11 protein-coding genes and 1 pseudogene are annotated in these 18,153 nt (G+C 69.6%); 2 read left to right on the forward strand and 10 right to left on the reverse strand.

Annotation, left to right across the window (positions count from 1 at the left end):
• Positions 1-2: 2 nt before the first annotated feature.
• A pseudogene (locus NP4_RS26055) lies at positions 3-988 on the reverse strand (sugar-binding transcriptional regulator).
• Between the two features lie 47 nt (positions 989-1,035).
• Here NP4_RS26055 and NP4_RS26060 point away from each other — a divergent pair.
• Complete coding sequence (locus NP4_RS26060) at positions 1,036-2,511, forward strand: mannitol dehydrogenase family protein (RefSeq protein WP_068003199.1); 1,476 nt, start codon at positions 1,036-1,038, stop codon at positions 2,509-2,511.
• Between the two features lie 294 nt (positions 2,512-2,805).
• On the opposite strand, the gene NP4_RS26065 is transcribed toward NP4_RS26060, so the two are convergent.
• The 4 genes from NP4_RS26065 to NP4_RS26080 all read right to left on the reverse strand — a co-directional run bounded on the left by NP4_RS26065 (position 2,806) and on the right by NP4_RS26080 (position 5,980).
• On the reverse strand, positions 2,806-3,219 hold the full coding sequence (locus NP4_RS26065; protein WP_147288078.1) for a hypothetical protein: 414 nt from the start codon (positions 3,217-3,219) through the stop codon (positions 2,806-2,808).
• Positions 3,220-3,362: 143 nt separating this feature from the next.
• Complete coding sequence (locus tag NP4_RS26070; RefSeq protein ID WP_068003048.1) at positions 3,363-4,025, reverse strand: isochorismatase family protein; 663 nt, start codon at positions 4,023-4,025, stop codon at positions 3,363-3,365.
• An 18-nt stretch (positions 4,026-4,043) separates the two neighbouring features.
• Positions 4,044-5,171: an isochorismate synthase gene (locus tag NP4_RS26075; RefSeq protein WP_068003052.1), complete on the reverse strand. Its 1,128-nt coding sequence runs from the start codon at positions 5,169-5,171 to the stop codon at positions 4,044-4,046.
• An 11-nt stretch (positions 5,172-5,182) separates the two neighbouring features.
• On the reverse strand, positions 5,183-5,980 hold the full coding sequence (locus tag NP4_RS26080; RefSeq protein WP_068003055.1) for an SDR family oxidoreductase: 798 nt from the start codon (positions 5,978-5,980) through the stop codon (positions 5,183-5,185).
• A gap of 89 nt (positions 5,981-6,069) precedes the next feature.
• Here NP4_RS26080 and NP4_RS26085 point away from each other — a divergent pair, with 89 nt between their 5' ends.
• Positions 6,070-7,719, forward strand: coding sequence for a (2,3-dihydroxybenzoyl)adenylate synthase (locus NP4_RS26085; protein WP_068003058.1), 1,650 nt, complete (start codon positions 6,070-6,072; stop codon positions 7,717-7,719).
• 53 nt (positions 7,720-7,772) lie between these two features.
• On the opposite strand, the gene NP4_RS26090 is transcribed toward NP4_RS26085, so the two are convergent.
• Genes NP4_RS26090 through NP4_RS26110 form a run of 5 tightly spaced genes read right to left on the reverse strand, consistent with a single transcriptional unit; the run spans position 7,773 to position 18,057 of the window.
• A complete protein-coding gene (locus tag NP4_RS26090) occupies positions 7,773-8,012 on the reverse strand; it encodes a phosphopantetheine-binding protein (protein WP_068003060.1) in 240 nt (79 codons plus the stop codon).
• Position 8,013: 1 nt separating this feature from the next.
• Entirely contained in the window at positions 8,014-8,853 is an 840-nt protein-coding gene (locus tag NP4_RS26095) for a siderophore-interacting protein (RefSeq protein WP_068003063.1), read from the reverse strand.
• Positions 8,854-8,855: 2 nt separating this feature from the next.
• Positions 8,856-10,079 (reverse strand): enterobactin transporter EntS, encoded by a 1,224-nt coding sequence (gene entS, locus NP4_RS26100; RefSeq protein ID WP_068003066.1) that lies wholly within the window; start codon positions 10,077-10,079, stop codon positions 8,856-8,858.
• Complete coding sequence (locus NP4_RS26105; RefSeq protein WP_245998511.1) at positions 10,076-11,062, reverse strand: ABC transporter substrate-binding protein; 987 nt, start codon at positions 11,060-11,062, stop codon at positions 10,076-10,078. The genes entS and NP4_RS26105 overlap by 4 nt, the downstream gene beginning before the upstream one ends.
• 50 nt (positions 11,063-11,112) lie before the next feature.
• Positions 11,113-18,057, reverse strand: a complete 6,945-nt coding sequence (locus NP4_RS26110) for a non-ribosomal peptide synthetase (RefSeq protein WP_068003070.1) — start codon at positions 18,055-18,057, stop codon at positions 11,113-11,115.
• Positions 18,058-18,153: the final 96 nt, after the last annotated feature.

Consider the following 18,153-nt stretch of genomic DNA (forward strand, 5'->3'; position numbering starts at 1 on the left):
ATTCACGGGCGCCCCTCCTTCTGTTCGAGCAGCCACCGCGCGCAGTCGATGTCGGTGATCAGGATCGTGGCCAGCCCCCCGCGCAGGGCGCCGAGTACCGCCTCGTGGCGCACCGCGCCGCCGCCGATCAGCATGGTGGTGCGGCACGACCGCACGGCGTCCAGGTCGATCGAGACCGTGCGCGCGGCGAGGGCGCCCGCGATCTCGCTGCCGTCGGCGCGGAAGAATCGGCCGCCGACCTCGCCGATCGCGCCGAGGCCGCGCAGTTCGTCGAGGATCGCGGTGTCGAGGTAGCTGCCGTCGAACAGCGTGGTCGCGGTGGAGACGGTGCCGACGCCGAACATCATGACGTCGGCCGCGCGACCGGTGGCCAGGGCGCGACCGAGGATCGAATCGCGGTGCAGCGCGGTGACGGTCGCGGCGTCGGCGTAGAGCGGGGCGTGCAGGCGGACCGGGGTGGCCTGCAGTTGGGAGGCGCAGCGGCCGAGGGTGAAATCGACGCCGGTCTGGTAGTCGGAGGAGGTCAGCGCCCCGTCCAGCTGAACCACCGTGGCACAGCGCGCCGAATTGGACCGCAGTTCGCGGGCGACGGCGATCGTCTCCGGACCCCAGGTGAAGCCGAGCGTGTCGGTGGGGCGCAGCCGCCGTGACAGCACCCCGACCGCGGCGTGGGCCAGCGATTGCAGCCCGGTCGGCGACCCCTCGGCCAGCGTGCCGAGCACGACCGCCTCGGTCAGCCCGTAGGCCGCCTCCAATTCGCGTTCGACCTCGCCGTGCACGGTCGCGCGCAGCTCCTCGGGGACGCTGATCTCGATACGAACCAGGCCCAGGGCCCGGGCGCGGGCGATCAGCCGCCCGGCGGTGGGCGCGAAATACCGAGTACGGCAGCGATTTCCGCCTGTGTGGCGCCGTCGAGGTGATACAGCTGCGCGGCCCGCAGGGCGAGGCGGACCTCGTCGGGGGTGCTGGGCTGCGGGGGCACGGCGATCACGAATCTTCCTCATCGAACGCGTGATCATCTGCTCACGCGGTGAGCTGCTGCTCGGAAACGGTACCATCGCAGATGTGACGCAGGCAACACTCTCGCTCCCGGCCTATGATCGCTCCGGGTTGTCCACGGGCATCGTTCATTTCGGTGTCGGTGGGTTCCATCGCGCCCATCAGGCGATGTACGTCGACCGTTTGCTGCAACGTGGCGGCGCTGAGCACTGGGGGATCTGCGGAGTCGGGGTGCTGCCCGGCGACCGGCGCATGCGTGATGTGCTCGCGGCGCAGCGTGGTGAGTACACGCTGTCGGTGCTCGGACCCGGCGACTCCTGGGACACGCGGGTGATCGGCTCGATAGTCGAATACTTGTACGCGCCCGACGATCCCGAGGCGGTCCTCGAGAAACTGGCCGATCCGGCGACGCGAATCGTCTCGCTCACCATCACCGAGGGCGGTTACGGAATCGACCCGGCGACAGGGGAATTCGATGCCGGCAGCCCGTGGATCGCCGCGGATCTGCGCTCGAACGCGGTGCCCGCCACGGTCTTCGGGCTGGTGGCCGAGGCGCTGGCGCGGCGGCGGGCGCGCGGGCTCGCGCCGTTCACGGTGATGTCGTGCGACAACATCGAGGGTAACGGGGAGGTCGCTCGGCGGGCGTTCGGCGCCTTCGCGCGGTTGCGCGATCCCGCACTCGGGGACTGGGTGGCCGAGCACGTGCACTTCCCGAGTTCGATGGTGGACCGCATCACGCCCGTGACCCCGCCCGAGACCGAGGCGGAGATCCTGCGGCGCTATGGGTTTCACGATCGCTGGCCGGTGATCACCGAACCGTTCACCCAGTGGGTGCTACAGGATTCGTTCACGCTGTCGCGCCCGGCGTTCGAGGAGGTCGGGGTGCAGGTGGTCGAGGATGTCGCACCCTACGAGCTGATGAAGCTGCGCCTGCTCAACGCGAGCCATCAGGCGCTGGCGTATCTGGGCTATCTGTGCGGATACCGATGGGTGAGCGAAGCGGCCGGCGACCCGCTGTTCGAGCGATTCCTGTTGCGCTACATGGAATCCGAGGCCACGCCCACGCTGCGCCCGGTGCCCGGGGTCGACCTGGACCGCTACCGGCGCACGCTGATCGAACGCTTCGCCAACCGGGCCATTCCGGACACGCTCGAGCGGCTGTGCGCGGAGACCTCCGACCGGATCCCGAAGTTCCTCCTGCCGGTGATCCGGGAGCGCCTCGCCGCGGGCGGCGAAATCGACTGCGCCGCAACAGTCGTCGCCGCGTGGGCGCGCTACGCCGAGGGCGTCGACGAACAGGGCGAACCGATCGAGGTGGTCGACCGTCTGCGCGACCGCCTCATGCCCCTGGCCCGATTGCAACGCCACGAGCCGACCGCGTTCCTGGGCGATCGGGCCGTCTTCGGCGACCTGATCGAGCAGCCGCGCTTCGTGCGCGCCTACACCGCGGCGCTGGCTTCGCTGCATACCAAGGGCGCTCGGGCCACCGTAGGCGAGCTGGTGGGAGGGTGACGATGCCGCAAGATGGGTGAGCCTCCGGATTCGGGTCAGTGGCCGGAAACAGCTACCGCCAGGGCGGCCCGGATCGAGGCCGCGCTGCTCCCCGTGCGCTGGCGGGACCTGGAATTGCCGGTGCCCGGCGGGCATATCCACACCCCGATCCCGACCGGGTTGCCGGACGACCGGAATCAGTTGTCCGGACCCCGAATTCGAGCAGAACCGCACCGCCGTCGTCGCCGAGACACAGGCGCTCGTCGGCTCCGCCCTGAGTGCTCCGCCGGGCGGGTGGACCGGGCCCTTCGGTGATCAGCTTGCGCTGTCGTATGTCTGGAGCATGCAGACCACCAGCTTGTCCCAGTAGGGGTCGCCCTTTCCCGCTGCGATAGCGGGCTTCAACTTGCACTCCCCCTGTAGGAGGGCGATCTGCGTTTTATACTGCGATGCGGGAATACCGCACTGGGCGAACCTCGCCTTCGCGTTCGCCTCGTTGAAGCTGCTGTCGCTGTTGACGATGCCCCCGAACTGCTGGAGCGTTCTCGTTCCCGCCCCTTCCAGGTTCGATTTCTTCTCCGCATCGTAGAGGGCTCGCAACGCGTGCATGCAGGTTGTGAGCTTGTCGTTGTCGATGGCATGGGCCGGGGCGCTGGCGATGCCGACCGATCCCGCTACCACGAGGATCCCGGTGACGATGCGCCTAACCGACGCGACAACAGCCATCATGACCTCCACGTCTCGAACAGCGAGCGACCGTCGCTCACGGTGGGAAAATAGCACCCGATTCCGCCGAACCGGCGCAACTAGCGATCTGATCCGATATGTCGGAAATCGGTGCTGTCGAACGTGTAGCCCATCGAGTCCGGCGGTCAGCCGACCGTCGCAGCGTGTGCCTCCGCCCCGTCGAGACGCCGCATCAGTTCGCTCGTGGTCACCACCGTCCCGCAGCGCCGGGCCACATAGTTCAATGCCATCAGGTGTTCCTCGCGAGAGAAGTCCGCGGTGGCGTCGAGTACCAGGTGGGGGCGGATGTCGCTCATGAATGCCTCTGCGGCGCTGAGCATGCAGCCCATGTGGGCATAGACGCCCGTGACCAGGAGATGGTCTCGGCGGTAGTAGGACAGCAGGTCGCGCAGGTCGGTGCGTTGGAAGGCCGAGTAGCGCCACTTGGTGACCTGGATATCGCGGTCGTCGGGGCGTAGTTCGGGGACTACCTCGGCGTCGGGGCCGTCGGACATGCCGGTGCCCCAGAAGTCGGCCAGGATGCCGCGGCGCGAGGGATGCTGATCACCGGGTTGCATGGTGTAGATCACCGGAATGCCCAAGGTGCGGCAGCGATCCCGGAGTAGGGCGATGTTGGCGACCAGGGCGCTGGCCGGTTCCCGGTCGCCGTCGTAGGCGGCGAGGAAGTAGCGCTGCATATCGTGGATGAGCAGGGCCGAGCGGGCGGGGATCAGCGGCCAGGACACCTGGTTGTCGACGACATCCTGCGGTGTCGGCATCGAATAGGGTGCGATCGGCGGGATGGGCATGGACTCTCCTCTTGGTGCTCAGGCGACGGCGGTGGGTAGTTCGGCGATGCCGAGCGGGCGCAGGATGCGCCCGAACTTGCCGGTGGTTTCGGCCAATTCGGCCGCCGGATCGGATTCGGCGACGATGCCGCCGCCCGCGTGGGCGAGCAGGGTGCGGCGGTCGGCGGACAGTTCGGCGCAGCGAATGCTGACCATCCACTCGCCGTCACCGGCCGCGTCGCACCAGCCGAGCGCCCCGGAGTAGAACCCGCGGTCGCCCTCGAGTTCCGCGATCAGGCGGGCGGCGTCGGCAGTGGGCGTGCCGCAGATCGCGGGCGTGGGATGCAGGGCCGCGGCCAGCTCGAGAGCGGACGGCCCGTCGGGGCGCACGGTGGCGGTGATCGGGGTGCCGATATGCCACATCTCGGGAGTACTGGTGAGTTCCGGTGCGGGCGTGCGTACTTCGGCGCAGCGGTCGCGCAGTAAGCCGCCGACCTGGTCGACCACATAGGCGTGTTCGTGGCGATCCTTCGAGGAGGCCAGCAGGCGCGCGGCGACGGCGCGGTCGGCCCGCTCGTCGTCGAGTACGCGGCGCGCGGATCCGGCGAGCGGATGGCTGAGCACCTCGTCGCCCGTGCGACGCACCAGCACCTCGGGGCTCGAGCCGATCAGGTGGCGGCCGGTGTAGGGCGCGCCCGCCGCGGATAAATCGACCAGGAAGCCGTTGCCCATCGGGTCGGTCGCGACCAGCCGCTCGAGGATGTCGACCGGGCGCACGGCTGTGGCCGAGCGGGCGCGAATCGCCCTGGCCAACACGACCTTTCGCAGCGGATGGTCCGGATCGGCGAGCAGGGCCACGGCGTCGGCCACGCGCCGCACATGGGTTTCGGGTTCGGGCAGGGCCGCCTCGAACTCGAAATGCGGTGGCGGCGCGGCGGTGTCCGCGAGATCGTCGGTATCGCGCACCGTCAGCGATCGGGGGGCCCACAGCGCCGCGGGGGCCTCGGGATCGAAGGGCAGCGCGCCGACGATATGGTCGACCTGACCGCTGCGCAGCGCCTCGGCGGCGGCAGCGGCGGTGTGGAAGACGCGTCCGACGCCCCAGGCGCATACCGTGCGGTACGGGCGGGACAGGACGAAGGCGGGATCGGCGGAAATGGAGATCATCCTTTCTCGGATCACATGTCGAGCGTCGCTCCGCCGTCCACCCGCAGATCGTGCATGGTGATGTGGCGGGCGTCGTCGGACACCAGGAAGCGGACCGCCGCGGCGATATCGGCGGGTTCGGCAATGCGCCGCAGGGGGATGCCCAGGCGGAAGTCTTCGGGCGCGCCGTCGAGCAGGCCCGCCCGCGCGGATTCGGTCAGCTCCTCGGCGTCGTAGAGCCCACGCAGCATGGCGGTATTCGTCGATCCGGGGGACACCAGATTCACCCGCACGCCGTGCGGGGCGACCTGCAGGGCAAGCGATTTGGTGAAGGCGGTGGCGGCGGCCTTGGACGCGCAGTAGGCGGCCATTCCCACGCGCGGCGTGCTCGCGGCATTGGAGGTGACCACCACGATCGCTCCGCGCCCGGCGGCGACCATATCGCGTGCGGCACGCTGGATGACATGCACGGTGCCGGTGGCATTCACCGCGAGGCTGCGCTGCCACGCCTGCGGCGTGATGTCCAGCGCGGTACCGGCGTCCATCACGCCGGCGGCGTGTACGAGGACATCGGCCGGACCGTAGCGGGCGGTGAGGGCGTCGAACGCCTCGGTCACCGACTTCTCGTCGGCCACATCCACCTCGGTCGCGTGTACGAAGGCCGTGGTGCGCTCGGCGATTTCGGATGCCACATCGTGGACCCGAGGATCGAGGTCCCACAGTGCCACCGCGCGCGCCCCGCGTGCGAGGTCGGCCGCGACGGCCGCGCCGATACCCGCGGCCGCTCCGGTGACGACGAGTACTCTCCCGTCCGAATCGATCATGGACATGAGGTTAGCCTATCCTTATCAGAATTGGGCAATATGTCCTGTTCATCACGGTCGAAACCCTGAGAACCCCTGGAAAGAGGTGTCCCCCAATGCCATCCACCGTTCTGCCCGGCTTCACGCCGTGGCCCGCGGCCGAGGCGCAGCGGTACCGCGAGCTCGGCTGCTGGGCCGGTGAGACCTTCGGCGAGATGCTGGCCGCCCGCGCGGTACGCGATCCGCGGGCCGTCGCCGTCGTGGACGACGCGCATCGCTGGACCTACGCCGAACTCGACCATCGGGCACGATCGCTGGCCACCGGTCTGGCCCGGCTCGGCGTCGGCCGACACGATCGCGTACTCGTACAACTGCCCAATCGCGCCGAATTCGTCGAGGTGATCTTCGCGCTGTTCAAGCTCGGGGCGCTGCCGGTGTTCTGCCTGCCCGCGCACCGCCGGGCCGAGCTGACGCCGATCGCCGCGGCCTCGGGCGCGGTGGCCATGATCACCTGCGCGGTGCATCAGCGCTTCGACTATGCGGCCCTGGCGGATTCGATCCGCGAACAGGTCGCCGAGCTGCGGCAGCTGGTGATCGTCGCCGACGATGCCGAGGCGGCGCTGCCGGCGGGCGCGCACACGCTCGACCAATTGCGTGACGAGCCGGGCGAACTGCCGATGCTCGACGCGAGCGATGTTGCGTTCCTGCAGCTTTCGGGCGGCAGCACGGGTATCCCGAAGCTCATTCCCCGCACCCACGACGACTACCACTACAGCGTGCGGCGCAGCGCCGAGATCTGCGAACTCGGTAGCGACAGTGTGTATCTCGCCACCCTGCCGGTGGCGCACAACTTCCCGATGAGCTCGCCCGGCATTCTGGGCACGCTGTGGGCGGGCGGGACGGTCGCGCTGACCGCGGATCCGACTCCGGCCGCGGCCTTTCGCGCGATCGAGCGGTTCGGGGTGACCATCACCGGATTGGTGCCGCCGCTGGCGCGACTGTGGGTCGAACGGGCCGAGGCCGGTGACACACCGGACCTGTCCAGCCTGCGGGTGGTACAGGTCGGCGGCGCGCGCTGCCCCGACGAACTGGCCCGGCGCGTGGGCCCGGCGCTGGGCGTCACGCTGCAGCAGGTATTCGGTATGGCCGAGGGTCTGGTGTGCTACACGCGCCTGGACGATCCGATCGATGTGGTGGTGGGCACCCAGGGCCGCCCGATGTCGGAGCACGACCGGATCGAAGTCGTCGACGAGGCCGGCGAGCCGGTGCCCGCCGGGGCGGACGGCAATCTGATCGCCCACGGCCCGTACACGATTCGCGGCTACTACGACAATCCCGAGGCCAATGCCCGCAGCTTCACCGCCGACGGCCACTACCGCACCGGCGATATGGTCGCCGTGCGACCGGACGGCAATCTGGTCGTGAAAGGCCGCGCGGGCGACTGGGTGAACCGGGGCGGGGAGAAGGTCTCCGCCGAGGAGCTCGAGGCGCATCTGCTCGAACATCCCGGCGTGCGCGACGCGGTGATCGTCGGCATTCCCGATCCGGTTCTCGGACAGCGGATCTCGGCATTCGTGCAGCCGAAGGACGCGGCCGAGCGCCTCACCCTCGGCGCGGTGCGCGCCTTCGTGCGCGAGCGCGGGGTGGCGGCCTGGAAGATGCCCGACGCCGTGGTGATCGTCGAGAGTTTCCCCGAGACCGGGGTGGGCAAGATCAGCAGGAAGGAACTGCGGCAGATCCTCGCCGAGGGTGCGCTCGGGAACTGACCCGGTGTCGCGGTCCGCCCCGTCCCGAGCGACGGGGCGGCCGCGCCAGGCGCTCACCGCAGGATGTCGAGCCAGGACGCCAATACGGGATCCCCTGCGAGCGTGGGGAAGTCGACGTGCTCGTGCCCTGCGGCGCGCCACTTCTCCACCAGGGACATGATGCGCACGGAGTCGAGTCCGGCATCGAGCAGATCGGTCTCGGGGGTCAACTCGTCGGCGGTGACGCCCAGCGCGGCGGCCACATCATCGATGACCCACTGCTGATCCGACACCGTGGTCCCGTCGTTCGTCATCTCATGATTCCTCTCGGTCGTAATCGGCCACGCCGCGCTTCCAATACCCGGCGATCAGAAAGTCCTTGGGCCCCAGCCCCAATTCGGTGCGCACCCAACGCCGCAACGGCCGCAACACCCCCGCCTCACCGGCGAGCCAGGCGTAAACGCGCTCTCCCGCGGGCACTTCTACCGTGCGCACGGCCTTCTCCAGCGCGTCGCCGGTGCCGGGGGCGGCCGCGCCGCGATGCACCCAGCGCACGACGAAACCCGGCGGCGCGTCGATCGCGATCTCCTCGTCGGGGGCGCTCACCTCGATGAAGGCCCAGCCGGAGGTTTCGCGAGGCAGCCATTCGAGCCAGCGCGCGATGGCGGGGAGGGCGGTGATATCGCCTGCGAAGAGGTACTTGTCGTAGGTGGTGGGGACCACGACGCCGCCGGGTGGGCCCGCGATGTGTATCCGCGTACCCGGCGTGGCCGCGAGCGCCCAATCGGAGGCCAGACCACCCGGATGCAGGGCGAAGTCGATATCCAGCTCGCAGTCGGCGGCGCTGTGGCGGCGCACCGTGTACTCCCGCGACACCGGGCGGGGACTGCCCCACTCCAGGGACAGCCCGTCTCGTCGGGGCAGCCGCAGCACACCCTCATCGTCCGGGAAGATCAGGCGCACATGCTCGTCGGGGACATAACTGTGGAATCCCGCCAGATCCGGTCCGCCGAAGGTGATGCGCAGCAGCGCCGATCCCAGCCGCTCGGTGCGAATCACTTCCACATCGCACAGCCCGATCGGATAACCGACCTTGGCCCCGTGCGCTCCCGACAGCACCTCGGCGATATTGTCGGCGTAGGCTCCGCGATCCATCGCTATTCCTTTCTCAGCAGCGGCCCGGCGGTGCAGGCCGCCACGGCGCCGAGTATCAGTACGGACAACCCGTAGACCACGAGAGCGGTTGCGGGCGCGAAGAATTGACCGACCAGCCCGGCCACCATGGAACCGATCGCCGTGCCGGTCACGGCCTGCACCATGAGCAGTCCGGAGACCCGGCCGCGCAGCTCCTCGGGTGCGTTGCGCTGCAACACCGCGTAGCGCAGCACCATATTCACCGCGCGCGCCAGCCCGAAGGCCGCGAAGCCGAGGAATACGACCGCGATATGCGGCGCCGAACCCGCGATGAGCACGCCGACCGGCATGAGCGCCAACGAGATCAGCAACGCCCGACCCGGATGGCGGGTGCGGCCGATCCAACCGCTGGTCATCGAACCGAGGACCGCACCCGCGCCGGGCGCGGCGTAGAGCAGGCCCAGGGTGGTGGTCCCGGCATCGAGTTCATCTTCGGCGAGGGCGGGCAGCAGCACCAGCGGGCCGCTCACCAGCATGGCGATCAATCCGGTCAGCAGCGCCGGGCGAATCACCGGATGTCGCATGGCGAATCGGATGCCGACGGCCAGTTCCCGCAGCGGATGCTGGGTGTCGCGAACCGGCGGCGGCTGCGGGCCGATGGCCCGGATGAAGCCGACGGTCGCGACGGTCGCGCCCGCCGCGATGAAAAAGGCCGGGGCCACACCGGTTCTCGCGATCAGCAGACCCGCGATCGCGGGGGTGATCATGGTGCCCAGATCGGCGGTGAGCGCGGTGAGCGCCCCGGCCGCGGCTACTTTCTCCGGCCCGACCAGCCTGGGCACCAGCGCCATGAGCGCCGAACCGCTGACCCCGCCCGCGAGGCCGTCCACCACGCCCGCGGCGTAGATCACCGCGAGCAGTGGATGCGGCAGCAGCGCGTTGAGACCCAGGGCGAGAAAGCCGAAACCGGCTGCGCTGCGCGACCATTGGATGACATCGCGTCGGTCGTGGCGATCGGCGATCACGCCGCCCGCCAGACTGCCCGCGAACAGTGCCACCGCGGTCACCGAGGTGACGCCCGCGACGTGCAGCGAGGAGCCGGTGAGCCGGTAGACCTGGACGGGCAGGGCCACCATGAGCAGCCCGATGCCCAGCACCGACACCAGCCGAGCGGCGAAGGCGCAGCGGAACTCCCGGCTGGCCCGCAGCGGTGAGACGTCGATGAGCAGGCCCCCCGCAGCCGTCACTTGAAGCGCTCCGCGAGCAGGTCGAGGGTGGCCATGGCGCCGCGATAATCGGGCCGCTGGCTGGTCGGCGGCAGATCGTAGACCTGATTGGCCTGGAACGACGGCAGTTTGGCCAGCATCGGGTCTTCCTTCAGCTGAGCGAGGGGCCGCCCACCCTCGAGCTGGATGACGAACAGCGCCGGCGCGTCGAGGACGGTGCTCACCAGTTCGGGGCTGAAGCTCACCCAGTCCGCGGCCGCGGCCCGGGGCGGATTACCGGCCTTCGCCTCGACCTTGTCGTCGACGGTGATGCCGACCGAGGTCAGCAGGGTCGCCAGCGGGGTGCCGGGCGCGATCACCGACGGCTTGAGATCCTTGCGGGACTGGAATACCGACACGGCGCCCTTCGGCGGCTTGATGGTGGACTTCACCTTCGCGACCTTGTCGTTGTACGTGTCGATCAGTCCGGCCACCTTCGCGGAGCGATTCACGATGTCGGCGACCGACTTCAGCTGATCCTGCCAATTCGTGCCGGTCGAGGACACCAGTGCGGTCGGGGCGATCGCACTGAGCTTGTCGTAGCTGTCGATCGACTGCTGGCCCGGATAGCCCTGGCCGCCACCGATGATCAGATCCGGCTGCTGGGCGGCGATGAACTCGAGATTGATGCTGTCACCGGACGGCAGCACCGCGGTGCCCTGCTTCTTGGCGTCCTCGGCCCAGGAGGCTGGGAATTCGCCGGGCCTCAGGGTGACGCCCAGCATTCGCGGATCCGCGGCCTTCACCTTCGCGCCGAGATCGTAGAGATATCCGGCGAGTGCGCCGTTGACGACCACGATGCGCTGCGGATCGGCGGGCACGGTCACCGCGCCCTTGGCGGTCTGCACCTCGCGTGTACCGGAGGAGGCCGAATCGCCCGAGGAGGAGCCGCCGCAGCCCGCGACGGCCGCCGCGACCAGCGCTACGAGCAGCAGGGCGACGGCGGCGCGTACGCGTGCCGTCATTCGGTGAAGTGCCATGGGTAGGTGTTCTTTCCTTCTTGTAGGGGAGAGGTTCATGCGCGGATCGCCGGATCCACGTCGAGCAGCGCCGCGACCTCGGTCCAGCCCGCCGGGGATACGACATCGAAGTGCGAGTAGGGCAGTCGGCGCACCGTCAGCCGGGCTTCGGCGGCCCGCCATCCGGTCAGCTGCGCCTCGACGCGCTCGGGTTCGGCGCCGGTATCGGCGGCGTAGAGGGCCATCGGACCGCTGTAGCGCGGCGTCTGCGAGCGGGTGACCATATCGAGTAGCGCGGTCGCGGAGGATCGGATCGCTGCGGCGAGTTCCGGTGCGTCGGAGGGTAATTCGGGCAACAGCCGGTCCAATGCGGCCGGATCGCGGAGTGAGGCGATGGCCTGGTCGGCGAGTTCGCTCAGCGGATAGGAGTCGATCAGTCCGACATAGGCCACGGTCTCTCCGTCGGCCTCGAGGGCCGCCGCGAGCGCGTGCACGATATTGCCGCCCAGTGAGTAGCCGAGCAGGTGATAGGGGCCGTGCGGCTGGATGTCGCGGATGGTCGCCAGGTAGTGCCGCGCCAGCGCATCCAGTGTGGGTGAACGGAATTCGGGATCACTGAGCGTCGGCGACTGCAGGCCGATGATCGGCCGATCCGCGCGCAGCAGCTGGGCCAGCGGCGTGAACTGCCAGGCCGTGCCGCCGACCGGATGGACGCAGAACACCGGCGCGCCCGCGCCGCCGGTGCGCAGTCGCAGCACCGGATCCAGGCGGCTGCCCAGCAGCGACAGACCGTCCGCGGCGGGCTCAACCTCCGCATCGCAGACACGGGCCGCGAGCGATCGCGGGGTGGGCGCGGTGAAGACGTCGTCGAGCACCGCCGAGACCCCCACCCGTCGCAACCTGCCCACCAGCCGTACCGCGCTGAGCGAATGGCCGCCGAGGGCGAAGAAGTCGTCGTCGGCACCGATTTCGGGCGTCGACAGCACCTCGGCCATGGCCGCGCGGATCCGGCCGAGCAAGCCCTCGTCCGTCGGTCGATCCGCGATCGTCGGAGGCCGAGGCGAATCCGCGGGTGCGGGCAGGGCCTTGCGGTCGATCTTCTCGCTCGCGGTCCGCGGGATATGCTCGAGAACGACGAATGCCGCAGGAATCATGTACGCCGGCAGCGACTTTCGCAGTGCCTCACGCACGTCGTCGATATCGAGGGTGATACCGGAGCGAGCGATGAGGTAGGCCACCAGCCGCTGATCGCCAGGGGTGTCCTCGCGCAGCAGTACCGCGGCTTGGGCCACTCCCGGACAGGTCAGCAGCCCGGATTCGATATCGCCCAGCTCGATGCGCTGGCCGCGCAACTTCACCTGGCTGTCGCCGCGGCCGACATATTCCAACTCGCCCTGGGGATTCCATTTCACCAGATCCCCGGTGCGATACATGAGGGTGCCGCCGCCGAACGGATCGGCCACGAACGCACCGGCGGTGAGTCCGGGCCGGGCCAGATAGCCACGGGCCAGCTGCGTGCCGGTCAGGTAGAGATCTCCGATCGCGCCCGCCGCGACCGGCCGCAACCGCTCGTCGAGCACGCGCACGCCACAACCGTTGGCGGGCTTGCCGATCGGCACCGAGACGGTGTCGACATCGGCGGCCTCGTGATAGGTGATGCACACCGCGGCCTCGGTCGGCCCGTACAGGTTGTTCACCCGCGCGCCGGTCGCGGCCCGAATGCGGTGCGCGGTCGCGGGCGGCAGCGCCTCACCCCCGGTGTACACGCAGCGCAGATCCCGGCACTGGTCGATCTCGGGCTCCTCGCCCAGCACGGTCAGCATGGACGTCGTCATCTGCATGACCGTCACCCGCTCGTCGCGCATGAGCCGCGCCTGATACCGCGGATCGCGATGTCCGTTCGGACGGGTCAGCACGATGCGCGCGCCGACCAGCAGCGGATGGTAGAGCTCGAGCAGTGAGGCGTCGAAGATCGGTGGGGTGCGGTAGAGCACGGTGTCGCCGGTGGTGAGGCGGTGCTGGCGCTGCAGCCAGTCGAAGGTATTCACGATCGCTCGGTGCGATACCGCAACGCCTTTCGGCACGCCGGTGGAGCCGGAGGTGAACAGCAGATACGCGGTATTGGCCGGACGCAGCGGGGCGAGCCGGTCGGCATCGGTGAGCGCGGTATCGGCGAATCCGGTGGCCTCCACCTCGGCCAGGGAGTCGAGAACCAGTGCGGGAGCGGCGGTTTCGAGGATCTTCTCGATGCGTGCGGTGGGCTGTTCCGGATCGATCGGCAGATAGACGCCGCCCGCGCGGGCGATCGCATGCGCGATCAGCACCGCGTCGATGGTGCGCGGCATGGTCACCGCGACCACCGCCTCGACGCCGATGCCCCGTGAAATCAGCCAGCGCGCAAGGCGATTGGCGCGGGACTGGAAGGTGCGGTAGTCGATGGTCTCGGTACCGGCCGTGATCGCGGGGGCCGCCGGATCGATCGCCGTGCCCCAATCGGCGAGCGTCTCGCCGGAGGTCGTCGCGGCGCTGGTCGCGGCGAGGACCTCGGCGACCGTGGCCGCGGGATTCGCGGCCAGTGCGGCGAACAGCTCACCGAGCTGGTCGCGCAGTCGGGCGGCCGTGGCGTCCGGCACCGCGGCCGGGTCGTGGTGCAGCAGGAGTTCGAACCGCTCGCCCGGGCGCGCGGTCACCGTGATCGGGAAGTGGGTCAGGCTGTGAACCGCCACGTCGACGACGCGCACCTCATGCGAATCAGGCTGACGCAGGGCTGATTTCGGGAAGTTCTCGAAGACGACCAGGCTGTCGAACAGGCGGCCCAGACCGGCGGCGCGTTCGACGGTGGCCAGGCCGAGATGGCCGTACGCCTGCATGTCGAAGGCGTCGCGCTGGACCTCGGCGAGCTGATCCAGCAGCGGGCGGTCCGGATCCAGGGCCAGCCGGACCGGGATCGTATTGCTGAACAGTCCGACCGTGTTCTCCACCTCGGGCAGCTCCGCCGGACGGCCGGATACCACAGTGCCGAACACCACGTCGGTGCGTCCGAGATGTTCGGCCAGCGCCAGCGACCACACACCCTGCAGCACGGTGTTGAGGGTCAGGCCGCGGTCGCGGGCCAGGGCCGTCAGTTCGGCAACGACGCTGTCCGGCAGCGGGACTCGATGCCCGACGGTCGTCGAGCGGGCCCCGGCCACGCCGACGAGGGTGGGTGCGGGTAGTCCGATCAGGTAGTCGCGCCAGCGCTCGGTCGCCGCGGCGGTATCGCGGGCGGTCAGCCATGCGAGGTAATCGCCGTAGTAGCCGGGTGCGGGCAGTTGCGCGCCGTGGTAGAGGGCCAGGGTCTCGCGGAGCATGATCGGCACCGACCAGCCGTCGGCGAGCAGATGATGCGCGGTGAGCAGCAGCCGGTGTTCGGTGTCGGACCGGCGGATCAGGATCGCACGCAGCAGCGGCGGGGTGGTGATGTCGAATGGTTCGGCGGCGGCCTGCTGTTCAATTTCGCTTGCGGCCCGGGCGAATTCGACGGTATCCAGATCGCGCAGATCCCGCACGCGCCAGGACGACGGTCGGGTGCGCGGCACAACCTGCACCGGTTGATCGAACTGTTCGTAGCAGAACGCCGCGCCCAGATTCGGATGCCGGTCCAGCATTCGCTCGAATGCTGTTGCGAGACGGTCGATATCGACAGGACCCGCGAGTTCGAAGCGGGCGGTCATCGTGTACACGTCGGCCTCGCCGTCACGCAGCGCGTGGAACAGGAAGCCCTCCTGTAGCGGTGACAGTCCGAGTACGTCGGCGATGGGGCCGTAGGTCGCGGTGAGCTCGTCGAGCTGCGCGCTCGGCGCGGCGGTCCGTCGCGCCTCGGTCTCAGGCGCCGGCATCGCCGAAGATGTTGCGGCGGCGGCCAAATCGCCCAGGGAGCGACGGGTGAGCAGTTCCTGCGGCGCCAGCACGACGCCCCGCTCGCGCAGTCTGCTGCTGACGCTGATCGCGGTGATGCTGTCGCCGCCCGCGCCGAAGAAGTCGTCGTCGATGCTGACGCTCTCGTGTCCGAGGGCCGCGGCGACGATCTCGCACAGCGCCCTCTCGGTGGGGGTGGAGGGCGCGCGGCCGCCGGTGTCGGACGGCGGCTCCGGCAGCGCGGCGCGATCGAGTTTCCCGTTGACCGTATGCGGCAGCGCCGCCACGATCACGATGCGCGCGGGCACCATGTGATCGGGTACGGCAGCGGCCAGCCGCGAACGCAATTCGATCGCGTTCGCGGCCGTGCCGACGGCGGGGACCACATAGCCGATCAGCGTCGGGCGACCGGCGATCTCGCGGATGTCCGCGGCCGCGGCGCGCACCTGCGCCAAACCGCCGAGTGCGGCCTCCACTTCGGCGAGTTCCACCCGATGCCCGCGGATCTTGACCTGATTGTCGACCCGGCCGACATATTCGTAGCCGTGTCCGGGAATCCAACGGGCGCGGTCGCCGGTGCGGTACATGCGGGTGCCCGGCGGACCGTAGGGATCGGCGACGAAGCGTTCGGCGGTGGCCGCGTAGCGGCCGAGATAGCCGCGGGCGAGCTGCGGTCCGGCGAGGTACAACTCGCCGACCTCGTTATCGGGTGCGGCCTGTAAGGCGTTGTCCAGCAGGTAGATGCGCATACCGGGCAGCGGACGTCCGATATGCGGGCGGGTCCCGGCGATCGCGGCCCGGGCGGCATCGACAGTCGACTCGGTGGGTCCGTACAGATTGAGCGCGGTGATTCCGGCGCGCTGGATCCGCCGCCACAGTTCCGGCGGACAGGCATCGCCGCCGAGGGCGAGCAGGGCGATATCGGTCAGTCCGTGGTCGAGCAACGCCGCGGCGAAGGCCGGTGTGCCGTCCACGACGTCGATGCGATCGCGGGTGCAGGCGGCCACCAGCGCCGCGGGATCACGACGAATCGCGCTGTCGTACAGGTGGATACGGTGGCCGTCGAGCAGCCACAGCAGCGGATCCAATGAGGCGTCGAAGGCGAAGGAGGTCGTGTGCGCCACGCGCAGCGGCCGATCGCCCACGCGCGCAGCGGTTTCGGCGTACATTCCGTTGCGGTGCGCGGCCAGTAGATGTGACAGCGCACCGTGCTCGATCTGGACGCCCTTGGGGCGGCCGGTGGATCCGGAGGTGTAGATCAGGTACGCGCCGTGGCTCGGATGCGGATCGGTGGCGAGATCGGTTGTCGCGTCGAGTCGTTCGGCGTGCCGGGCGAGTTCGTCGATCGTGACGGTTCGGTCGCCGAGTTCGGCGGCGTGGGCGGCGGTGGTGAGTACGACCGCCGGCGTCGCGTCGTCGATCACCTCGCGCAACCGGGCCGCCGGATGTTCGAGATCCAGCGGCAGATACACGCCACCGGCGCGCCAGACGGCGAACAGCGACACCACGAACTCCGCCGTGCGCGGCAGCGCCACCGCGACCACGCGATCCGGTCCGACCCCGCGCTCGCGCAGGGCGTGAGCGAAGTGATCGACGCGATGCGCGAATTCGGCTGCGCTCCAGGCGCGTTGGCCGTCGTCCAGCACGATCGCGTCGGGACGTTCGGCCGCCGAGCGGACCAGTGCGCGGGTGACCGTTTCGACGCCGGTGTCCAGTGCGGGGGAGCGCCGGGCGGTGAGCAGGCGTTCGCGCTCGTCGCGATCGAGCAGTTCCAGCGCACCGACGCACGGCTTGTCGGCTCCGGTGAACGCATCGATCACCCGGACCAGACCGTCGATGCGGCGACGTACGGCCGCGGGGTCGTTGGTCCGCGCATCGGATTCGAAGCCCAGCAGGACGGTCCCGTCGGGCTGTGGCGTCACGGTCAGGCCGAGATCCTCCGGCGGTCCACCGGCGACATTGCGCAGCACGCCGCGCGCGCCGTCGAAATCCAGGGCGAAGTCGAAGACCTTGAGGTTGATGCCGATTCCGTGCAGCAGCTCGCCCGCGCCGCAGCCGTCGAAATCGCGGGCCAGATCATCGCCGCTGTAGCGCTGATGCGACCGCACCTCGCGCAGCTCCGCCGCGATGCGCGGGCCGAGCTCACCGAGCCGGTCACCGGCGCGGACGCTCACCCGCAGCGGCAGCACGTTCACGGCCATGGCCGGCGTCCGCAATGCCACCCGGCCCACTCGGCCCATGAGCAGCATCGAGACCACGACATCGCTGACGCCGAGATGTCGGCTCAGGAAGGCCGCATAACCGGCCACCAGGACATCGGCCCAGGTAATACCGTGCTGATCGGCGCATTCCCGCAGCCGTGCAAGCGTTTCCACCGACAGCGCGGCCTCGGCGCGCAGCGTGCGCTCGACCGTGCCGCCGACCGCGCGGCCGCGTCCGTCCAGATCGGGAGAGGGCGTCAGCCGGTCGCGCCAGAACTGCCGATCCAGGTCGAACTGCTCGCCCGCGCGGTACTGCGCCTCCTCCTCGATCAGCGCGGCGATGGTGCCGAAAGGTGAAGGGGGAGCGTCGGTTCCGCGTCGCAACGCGGTATAGTGCGCGGCCACCCGGCGCGACAGCAGGGCCGCGCTGTAACCGTCCACGATGAGGTGGTGATACAGCTGCACGCACCACACCTGCGAGTCGGTGATTCGGATCAGGGTGTAGTTGTACAGCTGCCGGTCGACCATGCCGCGGCACTGCTCGGCGGCGCGATGCCGTTCGAGCGCGACGGCCTCGTGGGCCAGGGCCAGCGGATCGGCGGCCGCCCGCAGATCGATCTCCGGCCGCAGCCGGGCCGGGGCGTCGGTGACGAATTGTCGCGGACCGTCGGCGGTGTCGCGGAACCGCAGGCGCATATTCTCCGCCTCGGCCACCGTACGGGCGATGGCCTCGGCGAGCGCCTCGACATCAATGGGCGCGTCGCCGGTGATCTCCAGAACCTCGCCGACCAGGTAGCGGCCGGACTCCGGATCCAATCGCTGTGCGTTCCAGACTCCGAGCTGAGGTCCGGTCAACGGTAGCCCGGTCGCGTCCGGCCCTGCCTCGTCCCGCTCGACCGACACAACGAACTCCCTTCACCGGCAACCACATTCGGCCTCTGAGGCCGAGAGCCCGGTCGGCGCGGATCGGCCGGACACGGGCATAGATAGGTGAGCCTA

Source organism: Nocardia pseudobrasiliensis NBRC 108224 (genome assembly GCF_001613105.1).
GTDB lineage: Bacteria > Actinomycetota > Actinomycetes > Mycobacteriales > Mycobacteriaceae > Nocardia > Nocardia pseudobrasiliensis.